We start from the raw sequence: 14,231 nt of genomic DNA on the forward strand, positions 1-14,231 counted from the left end.
GCAGATGTCCGCGACCGCTCCCTCCGCCGGCGACCATGAGATCGGCGACGTGATCATCGAGATGCGTCATGTCGACAAATTCTATGGCGACTTCCATGTGCTGCGCGATATCGACCTCACCGTCTCGCGCGGCGAGCGCATCGTCATCTGCGGGCCCTCCGGCTCCGGCAAGTCGACCCTGATCCGCTGCCTGAACCAGCTCGAAGAGCATCAGAAGGGCGATATCGTCATCGACGGCACGACGGTCCATGCCGGGCTGAAGGGCATCGAGGACATCCGCCGCGAGATCGGCATGGTCTTCCAGAGCTTCAACCTGTTCCCGCATCTGACCGCGCTGGAGAATTGCACGCTGGCGCCGATGAAGGTGCGCGGCATTGCGAAGGCTGAGGCCGAGGCGAACGCCCGCAGGATCCTGGAGCGCGTCCATATCCCGGAGCAGGCCAACAAATATCCGGTCCAGCTCTCCGGCGGCCAGCAACAGCGCGTCGCCATTGCCCGCTCGCTCTGCATGAACCCCAAGATCATGCTGTTCGACGAGCCGACTTCGGCGCTCGACCCCGAAATGGTCAGCGAGGTGCTCGACGTCATGGTCGAGCTCGCCGAGAGCGGCATGACCATGCTCTGCGTCACCCATGAGATGGGCTTTGCCCGCAAGGTCGCCGACCGGGTGATCTTCATGGACGCTGGCGAGATCGTCGAGGTCGCGCCGCCCGAATCGTTCTTCTCGGCGCCGCAGAACGAGCGCACCCGCAAATTCCTCGGCCAGATCCTGAAGCACGGCGAGAGCCACTGAGCGGCGAACCGCGCCCGAAGAACACGGCGCTGCGATATCGGGCTGGACACGGCATGCGGCCCGCTATTGTAGAGTGCGCCGCCGTCCCATGGCGGCGCACCAGGGAATGGAATGCGACATGTCTGCCAAAGCCGACTGGGATGCCAATCAGTATCTGCGCTTCGAGGACGAGCGGACGCGCCCGCCGCTCGATCTGATCCAGCGCGTCGGGCTTCGGGCGCCGACGCGGTGCATCGATCTCGGCTGCGGCCCCGGCAACAGCACGGAGCTCGTCGCGGCCCGCTTTCCCGATGCCGAGGTGACGGGGCTCGATTCCTCGCCCGACATGATCGAAAAGGCGCGCAAGCGCTTGCCGCAGCTCTCCTTCGTGCTGGCGAATCTCGACGATTGGTCGGCCGGCCCTGACTACGATTTGATCTTCGCCAATGCGGTGCTGCAATGGCTGCCGGACCATGCGAGCCTGTTTCCCCGGCTCGCGGGTGCGCTGAAGCCCGGCGGCCAGCTCGCCGTGCAGATGCCGAACAATCTCGCCGAGCCCTCTCACGTCGCCATGGCCGAGACCGCGGCGGAAGGGCCCTGGGCGGGGCGTCTCGTCGAGGCCGCCGCAGCGCGGGCGCCGATGGGCAGTTTCTCTGATTATCGCCGCTGGCTCGCGGCGGCCGGCTGCACCGTCGATCTCTGGCAGACCACCTATGTCCACGCGCTGGCTGGCCATGACGCGATCGTCGAATGGTTCAAGAGCACCGCTCTGAAGCCCTATCTCGACCCGCTGCCTGCGGATGAGCGCGAGGGCTTCCTTGCACGCTACAAGGAGCGGATCGCGCCCGCCTATCCGGTCGAGCCGGACGGCAAGGTGCTGCTGCGCTTCCCCCGCCTGTTCATCCTCGCGACCAGGTCCGGGGCCTGACCGACAGGCTGGCCCCGGCCATTGCCGCGCCGACTCACCAGGGCCGGCGCGGCCCGGTGTCGATATGGATCAGCCCGTTCCAGTAGACTTGGTTGCCGCCGACCTCCGGCAGTGACCGCGCCCATTCCAGCACGACGCGCGGCTTCACGCCGGGCACGCGGAAATCCATCGCCTCGCAGCGCTTGTGATAGGAGCCGCGCCGGGCCCGCCAGGGCGGCCGCCAGGTCGAGGTCACCTTCACTGCGCCGTACCTGTCGACGATCTTGCCGAGAATCAGCTTCAGCCGCTGCGGCAGGCAGGCGGTCGACGTGCCCGGATCGGTGGAGATGCCGGGCCTGTCGGGCTTCTCGTTCGGGTCGAATGCCGGCTCCGCGCCGGCCTTCTGCCCGGGGGTGAGCTTCGGCCATTCCGGCCCCTCATCCTCGTCCGGCCCGTCGGCCATGGGCGCGGTGCCCTCTGCGGGCGGTGTTTCCGATGCGGGCGTTCCGCCGGCTGCGGGCGTTTCCGTCGATGGCGCGGCCGGCGGCGTCTCTGCGACGGCGGGGCTTGCCGGCGTCTCCTGCGCCGGGCGCGGCGCGGGTGGCACGACGATCGGCGGCAGTTTCGGCGTGCCTGCCAGATCGAGATCGAAGGGACGTTGCGGCGGCTGGGGCGCACGCACGCTTTGACCGTCCTGGGCGCGGGCTTCGGCGGCAAGGAGCAGGGCGACGGCGAACGCCAGGCTCGCCGGCAGGCAGGCGAGCGGCTTCACGCCGGCCGGGCTCCGCGCGGTGTTGCGCCGCAGGATGGCCGGGAGGGGGAGCGCATGGAGGGCCTTTCAAAAAAAGCGTCCGCCCGCGGGCGATTCGGGCAGGGTGAACGAATTGCTGTGGGTTCCCAACGCGAAAAACACGCGCTTCCGGCCGAATTTTGCCTCATGGCCGTGGGAGGGGGTGCGGAGGCGGTGCGATTTTGCCGCATCCTGCGCCGCATACAACCCGCCCACGCAATTGTGCGGCGCGGCGGAGTCTTGCTTCATTCTAATCGAGGGTCTAAGCGAACGGGGCGGTGAGCCGTTGTGCGGCCGCGCGAAGCGAGTTCGACGATGCAAGCTCTTCCGGTGCATTCCCTTCTGACCGACTACCTGCCGCTGGTGCTGTTCATCGGCGTCTCGGCGGTGATCGGGCTGGCGCTGCTGATCGCCCCCTTCGCGATCGCCTATTCGAAGCCTGACGCCGAAAAGCTCTCGGCTTACGAATGCGGCTTCAACGCTTTCGACGATGCGCGCATGAAGTTCGACGTGCGGTTCTACCTGGTCGCGATTCTCTTCATCATCTTCGATCTCGAGGTCGCGTTCCTGTTCCCCTGGGCCGTCGCCTTCGGCGGGCTCGGCTGGTATGGTTTCTGGTCGATGATGATCTTTCTCGGCGTGCTCACCGTGGGTTTCATCTACGAGTGGCGCAAGGGCGCGCTGGAGTGGGACTGACCTGATCGTGAGGCGGTTTTCCGTTTTCTGTCAGGCAGACTAGACGTTCACGAGGATTAGGACATGGCAGTCACAGCGATCGATCGTGGTGATCCGCTCGTCGCGCAGGCGCCGAGGGGTTTGCTCGGTCCGGACGGCAAGCCCATCGGGGCGCGTGATCCCTTCTTCGTCGAGATCAACAACGAGCTGGCCGACAAGGGCTTCCTCGTCACCGCGACGGACGATCTGATCAACTGGGCCCGCACCGGCTCGCTGATGTGGATGACCTTCGGCCTGGCCTGCTGCGCCGTCGAGATGATGCAGCTCTCGATGCCGCGCTACGATGTCGAGCGCTTCGGCTTCGCGCCGCGCGCCTCACCGCGCCAGTCCGACGTGATGATCGTGGCGGGCACGCTGACCAACAAGATGGCTCCGGCCCTGCGCAAGGTCTACGACCAGATGCCGGAGCCGCGCTACGTCATCTCGATGGGCTCCTGCGCCAATGGCGGCGGCTACTACCACTACAGCTATTCGGTGGTCCGCGGCTGCGACCGCATCGTCCCGATCGACATCTACGTTCCGGGCTGCCCGCCGACGGCCGAGGCGCTGCTCTACGGCGTGCTGCTGCTGCAGAAGAAGATCCGGCGCACCGGCACGATCGAGCGCTGAGCGCTCCATAGGTCGATGCGGCAGGCGATGAAGGTGAGACGATGAGCGAAGCGCTCGAAAAGCTCGGTGAAGAGATCATGGCTGCGCTGCCCGGCGCGGTCACGGAGGCGGTCGTCGCTTTCGAGGAGCTGACGATCCATGCCGAGGCGGCTTCGATCGTCGAGGTCCTGCGCACGCTCTACAGCGACCCGCGCTTCCGCTTCGTGAACTTCACCGACATCGCCGGGGCCGACTATCCCGGCCGCGAGAAGCGCTTCGACGTCGTCTATCACCTGCTCGCGCCGCACCATAACCGGCGCATCCGCGTCAAGGTCCAGACCGACGAGGCGACGCCGGTTCCCTCCGTCGTCGACGTCTTCCCGGCGGCCAACTGGTTCGAGCGCGAGGCCTATGATTTCTACGGCATCCTGTTCACCGGCCATCCGGATTTGCGCCGCATCCTCACCGATTACGGCTTCGAGGGCTATCCGCTGCGCAAGGACTTCCCGCTGACCGGCTTCGTCGAAGTTCGCTACGATGACGAGCAGAAGCGCGTCGTCTACGAGCCGGTGAAGCTGAACCAGGAATTCCGTAACTTCGATTTCCTCTCGCCCTGGGAAGGCACGGATTACGTGCTGCCGGGCGACGAGAAGGCGAAGGGGGCGTGATGGCGTCAGGCCACCAAACCCTGTCCGGCGGCTGTCTCTGCGGCGCGGTGCGCTTCACCGCGACGCCCGAGAAGCAGGAGATGGATGTCTGCCATTGCGGCATGTGCCGGAAATGGAGCGGCGGCGTCTTCATGGCGGTGCCGTGCTCCGGCGTGTCCGTGGCGGATGAGCAGGCGCTCGAGGTCTATCCGTCGTCCGACTGGGGTGAGCGGGTCTTCTGCAGGACCTGCGGGTCGAGCCTGTTCTGGCGCCTGCGCGAAGGTGCGGACGGCCATGTCGCGGTGGCCTTCCAGGCCTTCGACGACCAATCGTCCTTCGACTTCGTCGCGGAGATCTTCATTGATGACAAGCCGGCGCTCTATGCGTTTGCCGGCGAGCGGCCACGACTGACCGGGGACGAGTTCCTGGCCCGCGTCGCGGCAAAGCAGGGCGGCACGGCATGACCGAGCACAACATCCGCAATTTCTCGATCAATTTCGGCCCCCAGCATCCGGCTGCGCACGGCGTGCTGCGCCTGGTGCTGGAGCTCGACGGCGAGGTGGTCGAGCGCGTCGATCCGCATATCGGCCTGCTGCATCGCGGCACCGAGAAGCTGATCGAGGCCAAGACCTATCTTCAGGCCGTGCCTTATTTCGACCGGCTCGACTATGTCGCGCCGATGAATCAGGAGCATGCCTTCGCGCTCGCGGTCGAGCGCCTGCTCGGCATCACGGTGCCGCGCCGTGGCCAGCTCATCCGCGTGCTCTATTCCGAGATCGGCCGCATCCTCTCGCACATCCTCAACGTGACCACGCAGGCGATGGACGTCGGCGCGCTCACGCCCCCGCTCTGGGGCTTCGAGGAGCGCGAGAAGCTGATGGTCTTCTACGAGCGCGCCTGCGGCGCGCGCATGCATGCGGCCTATGTCCGGCCGGGTGGCGTCCATCAGGACCTGCCGGTTTCGCTGATCCACGACATCGCCGAATGGTGCGACCCCTTCCTCAAGGTCTGCGACGACCTCGAAGGGCTGCTCTCCGACAACCGCATCTTCAAGCAGCGCAACGTCGATATCGGCGTGGTCGATCTCGAGACCTGCTGGAAATGGGGCTTTTCGGGCGTGATGGTGCGCGGTTCCGGCGCGCCCTGGGATCTGCGCAAGTCGCAGCCCTACGAATGCTACGAGGAGATGGAATTCGACATCCCCGTCGGCAAGAACGGCGACTGCTTCGACCGCTATCACATCCGCATGGAAGAGATGCGCCAGTCGGTGCGCATCATGAAGCAGTGCTGCGAGAAGCTGCTGGCGCCCGATGGCGGCGGCCCGGTCTCCTCGCTCGACGGCAAGGTCGTGCCGCCCAAGCGCGGCGAGATGAAGCGCTCGATGGAGTCGCTCATCCACCATTTCAAGCTCTACACCGAGGGCTACAGGGTGCCGGCCGGCGAGGTCTATGCGGCCGTCGAGGCCCCGAAGGGCGAGTTCGGCGTCTATCTGGTCTCCGACGGCACCAACAAGCCCTATCGCTGCAAGATCAAGGCCCCGGGCTTCGCCCATCTCCAGGCCATGGATTTCATGTGCCGCAAGCACATGCTCGCCGACGTCTCTGCGATCCTCGGCTCGCTGGACATCGTGTTCGGGGAGGTCGATCGGTGAGATTGGCTGCTGCCTTGATGGGTCTGGTTGGGTGCGCGATCGCCGCGAGTGGCGCGTCGGCGCAGGGCCGTCCGACCTATCAGCAGCTTGAGAAGGCCGGATTTCGCTATGTTGCCAAGGATCAGCCCGGCTATGTGAGCTGGTGCTCCTGGATTTATGTCCGCCGTTGTACGGATCCGGTCTTCAGCTGCAGCTGCGGCGGCCAGGATCCGAATTATGGGCGTTGTGTGCCGGCTCTGCCGCGTGCCGCCGCCCAATATCGAAGCTATTGCCAGGGTTGAGAAAGCCGAATGTCCGTCCGTCGTCTCGCACCTGATCCTATCCAACCGGCCTCCTTCGCCTTCACTGCGGCGAACGAGAACTGGATCGACCAGCAGATCGCCAAGTACCCCGAAGGCCGCCAGGCTTCCGCCGTCATCCCGCTTCTGTGGAAGGCGCAGGAGCAGGAGGGCTGGGTCTCGCGCGCCGTGATCGAGACCGTCGCCAAGCGCTTGGGCATGGCGCCGATGCGCGTGCTGGAGGTCGCGACCTTCTACACGATGTTCAACCTGCAGCCGGTCGGCGAGTATTTCGTCCAGCTCTGCGGCACGACGCCCTGCGCGCTGCGCGGCGCCGAAGCGCTGAAGAAGGTCTGCGAGGACGTCATTGGCCCGCAATCGACGGTCACCGCCGACGGCAAGCTCTCCTGGCTCGAAGTCGAGTGCCTGGGCGCCTGCTGCAATGCCCCGATGGCGCAGATCAATGTCGACTACTACGAGGACCTGACGCCGGCGAATTTCCGCCAGCTCCTCGACGATCTCCGCAACGGCCGCGCCACCAAGCCCGGCCCGCAGAACGGCCGCACCGGCTCCGAGCCGGAAGGTGGTCCGCAGACCCTGACCGACAAGGCCCTCTATGACGGCTCGATGATCGGCGCGGGCGACTGGCAGAAGCGCATCGCCGAGCAGCGTAAGGCCGCGGCCGAAGCCGCAGCCGCCAAGGCCGCCGCCGAGGCAGAAGCCAAGAAGGCCGCCGAAGCCGAGGCCAAAAAGGCCGAGGCGACCCCGGCCGCCGTTGCCGAGAAGCCCGCGACAGAGACGGCCGCTGCCGCACGTCCGCAGCCCTCGTCGCCGGCCCAGCCCTCCAGCGCCGCGAACGACACACCGGCTGCCAAGGGCAAGGTCGAGAAGAAGGACGTCGCCGAGGCTGCCAAGCCCGCGGCAGCGGACAACAAGCCCGCAGCGGCGCAGACTGCGCCGGCACTGGCTGCCGCTGCCGAGAGCAAGCCCGAGCTGCTGACCGCCGCGCGCGACGGCAAGGGCGACGATCTCGAACTGATCTGGGGCGTCGGGCCGAAGCTCGGCAGGATGCTCAACGAGATGGGCGTCTGGCATTACGACCAGATCGCCAAATGGACACCGGCGGAGCTCGCCTGGGTCGATGCACGGCTGACCGGCTTCAAGGGCCGGGCGCTGCGTGACGACTGGATTGCTCAGTCGAAGAAGCTCGCGACGGGCTGGCGCCCGGAGTCGAAGCTTGGCGACAAGCCGGCAGAGTGAGGCACTAGGACATGCTCGCAGATCGCGACCGCATCTTCACCAATCTCTACGGCCTGCATGACCGCTCCCTGAAGGGCGCGATCCAGCGCGGCGGCTGGGATGGTACCAAGTTCATCCTGGAGCAGGGCCGGGACTGGATCATCGACGAGATGAAGAAGTCCGGCCTGCGCGGTCGTGGCGGCGCCGGCTTCCCGACCGGGCTGAAATGGTCATTCATGCCCAAGCAGAGTGACGGGCGCCCGCACTACCTCGTCGTCAATGCCGACGAGTCGGAGCCGGGCACCTGCAAGGACCGCGAGATCATGCGCAACGACCCGCATACGCTGGTCGAGGGCTGCCTGATCGCGTCCTTCGCCATGGGCGCGCATGCGGCCTATATCTACATCCGCGGCGAATATATCCGCGAGCGCGAAGCGCTGCAGCGCGCCGTCGACGAGGCCTATGCGGCCAAGCTCATCGGCAAGGACAACGTCCACGGCTATCCCTTTGATCTCTATGTGCATCACGGCGCCGGCGCCTATATCTGCGGCGAAGAGACGGCGCTGCTGGAGAGCCTCGAAGGCAAGAAGGGCATGCCGCGGCTGAAGCCGCCTTTCCCCGCCAATATGGGCCTCTATGGCTGCCCGACCACGGTGAACAACGTCGAGTCGATCGCGGTCGCCCCGACCATCCTGCGCCGCGGCGCCGCCTGGTTCTCCTCGATCGGCACGCCGAACAATGTCGGCACCAAGCTGTTCTGCGTCTCCGGCCATGTGAACAAGCCCTGCAACGTCGAGGAGGCGATGGGCATCCCGTTCCGCGAGCTGATCGACAAGCATTGCGGCGGCATCCGCGGCGGCTGGGACAATCTCAAGGCGGTCATCCCCGGCGGCTCGTCGGTGCGCATGGTCCCGGCCGAGCAGATCATCGACACGCCGATGGATTTCGACTCGCTTTCGAAGCTGCGCTCGGGCCTCGGCACGGCGGCGGTGATCGTGATGGACAAGTCGACCGACATCGTCCGCGCCATCGCCCGCATCAGCCATTTCTACAAGCATGAGAGCTGCGGCCAGTGCACGCCCTGCCGCGAGGGCACGGGCTGGATGTGGCGCGTCATGGAGCGCATGGCCGAGGGCCGCGCCCAGAAGCGCGAGATCGACATGCTGCTCGACGTCACCAAGCAGATCGAGGGCCACACCATCTGCGCGCTCGGCGACGCCGCGGCCTGGCCGATCCAGGGCCTGATCGCGCATTTCCGGCATGAGATCGAGCAGCGCATCGACGACTATGCCGCCAACCCGCACAGCGAGCCTGTGCGCCTGATGGCGGCGGAGTGAGACCATGACCAAACTCGTCATCGACGGCATCGAGGTTGACGTCCCGGCCGATTACACGGTTCTCCAGGCCTGCGAGGCGGCTGGCGCCGAGGTGCCGCGCTTCTGCTTCCACGAGCGGCTGTCCATCGCCGGCAATTGCCGCATGTGCCTCGTCGAGGTGAAGGGCGGCCCGCCGAAGCCGCAGGCCTCTTGCGCCATCGGCGTGCGCGATTTGCGCCCTGGCCCGAACGGCGAGCCGCCGGTCGTCTCGACCAAGTCGCCGATGGTCAAGAAGGCGCGCGAGGGGGTGATGGAGTTCCTCCTCATCAACCACCCGCTCGATTGCCCGATCTGCGATCAGGGCGGCGAATGCGACCTGCAGGACCAGGCCATGGCCTTCGGCGCGGAAACCTCCCGCTTCGCCGAGAACAAGCGCGCGGTCGAGGACAAGTATATCGGCCCGCTGGTCAAGACGACGATGACGCGCTGCATCCAGTGCACGCGCTGCGTCCGCTTCACCACCGAGGTTGCCGGCGCCTCCGATCTCGGCGCCATCGGCCGCGGCGAGGATATGGAGATCACGACCTATCTCGAGCAGGCGATGTCGTCGGAGCTCCAGAGCAATGTCGTCGATCTCTGCCCCGTCGGCGCGCTGACCTCCAAGCCCTACCAGAACAAGGCCCGTCCCTGGGAGCTCTCCAAGACCGAGAGCATCGACGTGATGGATGCGGTCGGCTCGGCCATCCGCGTCGACTCGCGCGGCAAGGAAGTGATGCGCATCCTGCCCCGCCTCAACGAGGCGGTGAACGAGGAGTGGATCTCCGACAAGACCCGCCATATCGCCGACGGTCTCAAGACCCAGCGCCTCGACCGGCCCTATATCCGCGAGAACGGGCGCTTGCGCCCCGCGAGCTGGACGGAGGCCTTCGCTGCCGTCGCCAACAAGGTGAAGGCCGCGAGCCCAGAGAAGATCGGCGCCATCGCTGGCGATCTCGCCGCGGTCGAGGAGATGTTCGCGCTGAAGGCGCTGATCGCCTCGCTCGGCTCCGCCAATCTCGACGCACGCCAGGACGGCACCAGGCTGCATCCGAAATTCGGCCGCGCCTCCTACGTGCTCAACGCCGGCATCGCCGGCATCGAGCAGGCGGATTCGCTGCTCATCATCGGCTCGAACCCGCGCCGCGAGGCGCCGATCCTGAATGCCCGCATCCGCAAGCGCTGGCTGCGCGGCAACTTCAAGGTCAGCCTCATCGGCGAGAAGGCCGATCTGACCTATGCCTATGATTATCTCGGCGCTGGTCCGGAGACGCTGGCCGATATCGTGAAATCGGCCCAGGCCGGCGAGGGCAAGGCGATGGTGCTGGTCGGGCAGGGCGCTCTGACCCGCACTGACGGTGAGGCTGTGCTCTCGCTCGCCGCCAAGGCGGCGCAAGCGCTCGGCGCTGTCCGCGAAGGCTGGAACGGTTTTGGCGTCATCCACACCGCGGCGTCGCGCGTCGGTGCGCTCGATCTCGGCTTCGTGCCGGGCGAGGGCGGTTTGGACGCTGCCGCGATGGTCAAGCCGGGGGCGCTCGATGTGCTCTTCCTGCTCGGAGCCGACGAGATCGAGGTGCCGGAAGGCGCTTTCGTCGTCTACCAGGGCACGCATGGCGATAAGGGCGCCCATCGCGCCGACGTCATCTTGCCGGGCGCGGCCTATACCGAGAAGTCCGGCACCTATGTGAACACGGAAGGCCGTGTGCAGATGGGCGACCGCGCCACCTTCCCGCCGGGTGATGCCCGCGAGGATTGGGCGATCCTGCGCGCGCTCTCGGCGACGCTGGGCAAGACGCTGCCCTTCGACTCGCTGTCCGGCCTGCGCAAGGCGCTCTATGAGGCACATCCGCATTTCGCGGCGCTCGACGCCCTGCCGGCCAATGACGCTTCGGAGATCGGCAAGCTCGCCGGCCTGGGCGGCAAGACCGACAAGGCGGGCTTCGTCTCGCCCGTCGCCGATTTCTATCAGACCAACCCGATCGCGCGTGCCTCCGCCATCATGGCGGAATGCTCGGCGCTGGCCTCGGGCCGGCACCAGCAGGCGGCGGAGTAACCGGCCATGAACTGGGACCTCGTCCTCGATATCGCGATCGTTCTCGGCAAGAGCCTGCTGCTGCTGGTCTGCCTGCTGGTCTTCATCGCCTACATCCTGCTCGCCGACCGCAAGGTTTGGGCGGCCGTGCAGCTGCGCCGCGGCCCGAACGTGGTCGGCCCCTGGGGCCTGTTCCAGAGCTTCGCCGACCTGATCAAGTTCGCGCTCAAGGAGCCGATCATCCCGTCCGGCGCCAACAAGGGCATCTTCCTGCTGGCGCCCTTCATCTCCTGCCTCTTGGCGCTCGGCGCCTGGGCGGTGATCCCGGTGGCGGAAGGCTGGGCGATCGCCGACATCAATGTCGGCGTGCTCTACATCCTCGCGATCTCCTCGCTCGGCGTCTACGGCATCATCATGGCCGGCTGGGCTTCGAACTCGAAATACCCGTTCATGAGCGCGCTGCGCTCGGCGGCGCAGATGGTGTCCTACGAGGTCTCGATCGGCTTCGTCATCATCACCGTGCTGCTCTGCGTCGGCTCGCTCAATCTCTCGGCCGTGGTCGAGGCGCAGCAGAACCGGGGCCTCGCCCATGCGCTGGGCGTGCCGTGGCTCTCGATCCTGAACTGGTACTTCATCCCGCTCTTCCCGATGTTCGTGGTCTTCTTCGTTTCGGCGCTGGCCGAGACGAACCGGCCGCCCTTCGATCTGGCCGAGGCGGAATCCGAGCTCGTGGCGGGCTTCATGGTCGAGTATTCCTCGACGCCGTACCTGCTGTTCATGCTCGGCGAATACGTGGCGATCATGACCATGTGCTCGCTGACCACGATCCTCTTCCTCGGCGGCTGGGCTCCCCCGGTCGCGCTGCCGCCCTTCACCTGGCTGCCCGGCGTGTTCTGGTTCGCGCTCAAGGTCTGCCTCGTGTTCTTCATGTTCGCGCTGGTGAAGGCCTTCGTGCCGCGCTACCGCTACGACCAGTTGATGCGCCTGGGCTGGAAGGTCTTCCTGCCGTTGTCGATCGCGAGCGTGGTGATCGTGGCGCTGGTGCTGCAACTGACGGGCTGGGGCCCGGTCGGCGGATGATCAACCCGGCGATCGTGGGCCCGGCTGCGGGCATGGTCGTCGGCGGAGTATGTTACGTGGCTTGTGTCCTGCGGGTTCTCCGCGGGACTGCCGCAAAGGATATTGAGGCTTTCATCGTCGGACTCGCGGTCGCGGCTTTCGTCGGTGGGTTCCTCGGATACAAGAGCGTCGTCTGGCTTGGGCTGCTGGCGACATGAACATGGCGGGTTGGTTCGGCGCCCTGATCGGCTTCGGGCTCGGCCTGCTGGAATACCGGCTGATCTCGGCCGTTGTGATCGGCGCGCTCAGGCGCACGGATCGCTCGGAGACGCAGGCCGAGAAGGATGATTACGAGCGCCGTATCCGCATCTTGCGGGTGGTGCTGGTTGTGATGACGATCGGCGTCACGCCGATCCTGGGTTTCGTGATCGGCCGGACGCTGTTCGGCTGAGGATGGAAGGACGAAGGCGATGTCACTCGCGCAAGCCGCAAGGGGCCTGCTGCTGAAGGAGTTCGTCGGGGCGATCGGGCTCTCGATGCGCTATTTCTTCAAGCCGAAGGCGACGCTGAACTACCCGTTCGAGAAGGGCCAGCTCTCGCCGCGCTTCCGTGGCGAGCACGCGCTGCGCCGCTATCCGAACGGCGAGGAGCGCTGCATCGCCTGCAAGCTCTGCGAGGCGATCTGCCCGGCGCAGGCCATCACCATCGAGGCCGGCCCGCGCCGCAACGACGGCACGCGCCGCACCACCCGTTACGACATCGACATGACGAAGTGCATCTATTGCGGCTTCTGCCAGGAAGCCTGCCCGGTCGATGCCATCGTCGAGGGGCCGAATTTCGAGTTCGCGACCGAGACCCGCGAGGAGCTGTTCTACGACAAGGACAAGCTGCTCGCGAACGGCGCGCGCTGGGAACGCGAGATCGCGCGCAACATCGCGATGGACGCGCCCTATCGATGAGATGATTTGCCCCTCCGGCGTCATCCCGGACAAGCCGCGAAGCGGCGTCGATCCGGGATCCACCGGAGGGAACTGCGCTTTACGATGGATCCCGGGTCTGCGCTTCGCTTGCCCGGGATGGCGTTGCAGGGTGCGATTGAGTTCACAGACCCGCCGTGCGGTTGTCCCGCCCGGCGGGCCTGATTATAGACGCTCCAAATTGCTCGGGGTCTTTTGAGTCCCGGAGCACGAACCAAACGAGGACCGCGCCGAAAAGGGGCGGGAAGGGCTGGCCGAGATGAATGCCGCAGCGGCTTTCTTCTATCTCTTCGCAGGCATCACCGTGGCATCCGCCTTCATGGTGGTGACCTCGCGCAATCCCGTGCACTCGGTGCTCTATCTGATCCTGGCCTTCGTCAACGCGGCCGGGCTGTTCATGCTGCTCGGCGCCGAGTTCCTCGCGATGCTGCTGGTCGTCGTCTATGTCGGCGCGGTCGCGGTGCTCTTCCTCTTCGTGGTGATGATGCTCGACGTCGATTTCGCCGAGTTCCGCCAGGGCTTCCTGAACTACCTGCCGATCGGCGCGCTGATCGGCTTCATCTTCGCCGTCGAGCTCCTGATGGTCGTCGGCGCCTGGGTCATCAATCCGCAGCTCGTCAAGGCGCCGGTCGCCGCGATTCCCAGCGGGATCACGAATACCGAGGCGCTCGGCCGCGTGCTCTACACGCAGTACATCTACTACTTCCAGGCGGCCGGCCTCGTGCTGCTCGTCGCCATGATCGGCGCGATCGTGCTGACGCTGCGCGAGCGCCACGGCATCAAGCGCCAGCACGTCCCGACCCAGAACGCCCGTACCAAGGCCGCGGCGATGGAGGTCAAGCAGGTGCCCTCGCGCGCCGGTGTTCCCGAGGAGATGGCATGATGATCGGACTGGGCCACTATCTCGCCGTCAGCGCGATCCTGTTCACGCTCGGCGTGCTCGGCATCTTCGTCAACCGCAAGAACATCATCGTCATCCTGATGTCGGTCGAGCTCATCCTGCTCTCGGTCAACATCAACTTCGTCGCCTTCTCGAGCTTCCTGGGCGACATCGTCGGCCAGGTCTTCGCGCTGCTCGTGCTTACGGTGGCGGCGGCGGAGGCCGCGATCGGTCTCGCCATTCTCGTCGTCTACTTCCGCAACCGCGGCTCGATCGCGGTGGAAGACATCAACATGATGAAAGGCTGAGCGTCGCAAGGCGCCT

Annotated in this window: 17 protein-coding genes; 15 read left to right on the top strand and 2 right to left on the bottom strand. The window is 66.1% G+C overall.

The window, feature by feature from the left end; translation table 11 throughout:
- The first annotated feature begins 4 nt into the window (after positions 1-4).
- Both AB4Y99_RS01745 and tam read left to right on the top strand, forming a co-directional pair.
- Positions 5-793 carry an amino acid ABC transporter ATP-binding protein gene (locus AB4Y99_RS01745; protein ID WP_081925630.1) on the top strand — a complete coding sequence of 263 codons (789 nt, stop codon included), beginning with the start codon at positions 5-7 and terminating at the stop codon, positions 791-793.
- A 118-nt stretch (positions 794-911) separates the two neighbouring features.
- Positions 912-1,700 carry a trans-aconitate 2-methyltransferase gene (tam, locus tag AB4Y99_RS01750; protein ID WP_441522158.1) on the top strand — a complete coding sequence of 263 codons (789 nt, stop codon included), beginning with the start codon at positions 912-914 and terminating at the stop codon, positions 1,698-1,700.
- Positions 1,701-1,734: 34 nt separating this feature from the next.
- Here the strand turns inward: tam and AB4Y99_RS01755 are convergent, their stop codons facing one another.
- Positions 1,735-2,451 carry a YcbK family protein gene (locus AB4Y99_RS01755; RefSeq protein WP_441522159.1) on the bottom strand — a complete coding sequence of 239 codons (717 nt, stop codon included), beginning with the start codon at positions 2,449-2,451 and terminating at the stop codon, positions 1,735-1,737.
- 66 nt (positions 2,452-2,517) lie between these two features.
- The gene (locus AB4Y99_RS01760) at positions 2,518-2,718 is read right to left on the bottom strand and encodes a hypothetical protein (protein ID WP_441522160.1); all 201 of its coding nucleotides are present in this window, start codon (positions 2,716-2,718) and stop codon (positions 2,518-2,520) included.
- A 66-nt stretch (positions 2,719-2,784) separates the two neighbouring features.
- Here AB4Y99_RS01760 and AB4Y99_RS01765 point away from each other — a divergent pair, with 66 nt between their 5' ends.
- The 13 genes from AB4Y99_RS01765 to nuoK all read left to right on the top strand — a co-directional run bounded on the left by AB4Y99_RS01765 (position 2,785) and on the right by nuoK (position 14,215).
- A complete protein-coding gene (locus AB4Y99_RS01765; RefSeq protein ID WP_441522161.1) occupies positions 2,785-3,165 on the top strand; it encodes an NADH-quinone oxidoreductase subunit A in 381 nt (126 codons plus the stop codon).
- A gap of 63 nt (positions 3,166-3,228) precedes the next feature.
- Complete coding sequence (locus AB4Y99_RS01770) at positions 3,229-3,813, top strand: NuoB/complex I 20 kDa subunit family protein (protein WP_441522162.1); 585 nt, start codon at positions 3,229-3,231, stop codon at positions 3,811-3,813.
- 41 nt (positions 3,814-3,854) lie between these two features.
- Positions 3,855-4,460 (top strand): NADH-quinone oxidoreductase subunit C, encoded by a 606-nt coding sequence (locus AB4Y99_RS01775; RefSeq protein ID WP_112762097.1) that lies wholly within the window; start codon positions 3,855-3,857, stop codon positions 4,458-4,460.
- Complete coding sequence (locus tag AB4Y99_RS01780; RefSeq protein WP_142020823.1) at positions 4,460-4,903, top strand: GFA family protein; 444 nt, start codon at positions 4,460-4,462, stop codon at positions 4,901-4,903. The genes AB4Y99_RS01775 and AB4Y99_RS01780 overlap by 1 nt, the downstream gene beginning before the upstream one ends.
- On the top strand, positions 4,900-6,090 hold the full coding sequence (locus AB4Y99_RS01785; protein WP_112762099.1) for an NADH-quinone oxidoreductase subunit D: 1,191 nt from the start codon (positions 4,900-4,902) through the stop codon (positions 6,088-6,090). The genes AB4Y99_RS01780 and AB4Y99_RS01785 overlap by 4 nt, the downstream gene beginning before the upstream one ends.
- Before the next feature lie 290 nt (positions 6,091-6,380).
- Positions 6,381-7,628, top strand: a complete 1,248-nt coding sequence (nuoE, locus tag AB4Y99_RS01790) for an NADH-quinone oxidoreductase subunit NuoE (protein WP_441522163.1) — start codon at positions 6,381-6,383, stop codon at positions 7,626-7,628.
- Between the two features lie 11 nt (positions 7,629-7,639).
- Positions 7,640-8,944 carry an NADH-quinone oxidoreductase subunit NuoF gene (nuoF, locus tag AB4Y99_RS01795; protein WP_370954219.1) on the top strand — a complete coding sequence of 435 codons (1,305 nt, stop codon included), beginning with the start codon at positions 7,640-7,642 and terminating at the stop codon, positions 8,942-8,944.
- A gap of 4 nt (positions 8,945-8,948) precedes the next feature.
- Positions 8,949-11,012, top strand: a complete 2,064-nt coding sequence (gene nuoG / locus AB4Y99_RS01800) for an NADH-quinone oxidoreductase subunit NuoG (protein ID WP_441522164.1) — start codon at positions 8,949-8,951, stop codon at positions 11,010-11,012.
- 6 nt (positions 11,013-11,018) lie between these two features.
- A complete protein-coding gene (gene nuoH / locus AB4Y99_RS01805; protein ID WP_112762103.1) occupies positions 11,019-12,071 on the top strand; it encodes an NADH-quinone oxidoreductase subunit NuoH in 1,053 nt (350 codons plus the stop codon).
- A 199-nt stretch (positions 12,072-12,270) separates the two neighbouring features.
- Positions 12,271-12,501 carry a hypothetical protein gene (locus AB4Y99_RS01810; protein ID WP_441522165.1) on the top strand — a complete coding sequence of 77 codons (231 nt, stop codon included), beginning with the start codon at positions 12,271-12,273 and terminating at the stop codon, positions 12,499-12,501.
- 19 nt (positions 12,502-12,520) lie between these two features.
- A complete protein-coding gene (gene nuoI, locus AB4Y99_RS01815; RefSeq protein WP_038367698.1) occupies positions 12,521-13,009 on the top strand; it encodes an NADH-quinone oxidoreductase subunit NuoI in 489 nt (162 codons plus the stop codon).
- A 277-nt stretch (positions 13,010-13,286) separates the two neighbouring features.
- Positions 13,287-13,910, top strand: coding sequence for an NADH-quinone oxidoreductase subunit J (locus AB4Y99_RS01820; RefSeq protein ID WP_112762106.1), 624 nt, complete (start codon positions 13,287-13,289; stop codon positions 13,908-13,910).
- Complete coding sequence (gene nuoK / locus AB4Y99_RS01825; protein ID WP_038367693.1) at positions 13,907-14,215, top strand: NADH-quinone oxidoreductase subunit NuoK; 309 nt, start codon at positions 13,907-13,909, stop codon at positions 14,213-14,215. The genes AB4Y99_RS01820 and nuoK overlap by 4 nt, the downstream gene beginning before the upstream one ends.
- Positions 14,216-14,231 lie beyond the last annotated feature (16 nt).

The organism is Allobosea sp. TAB14, from assembly GCF_052113865.1.
GTDB classification, from domain to species: domain Bacteria; phylum Pseudomonadota; class Alphaproteobacteria; order Rhizobiales; family Beijerinckiaceae; genus Allobosea; species Allobosea spartocytisi.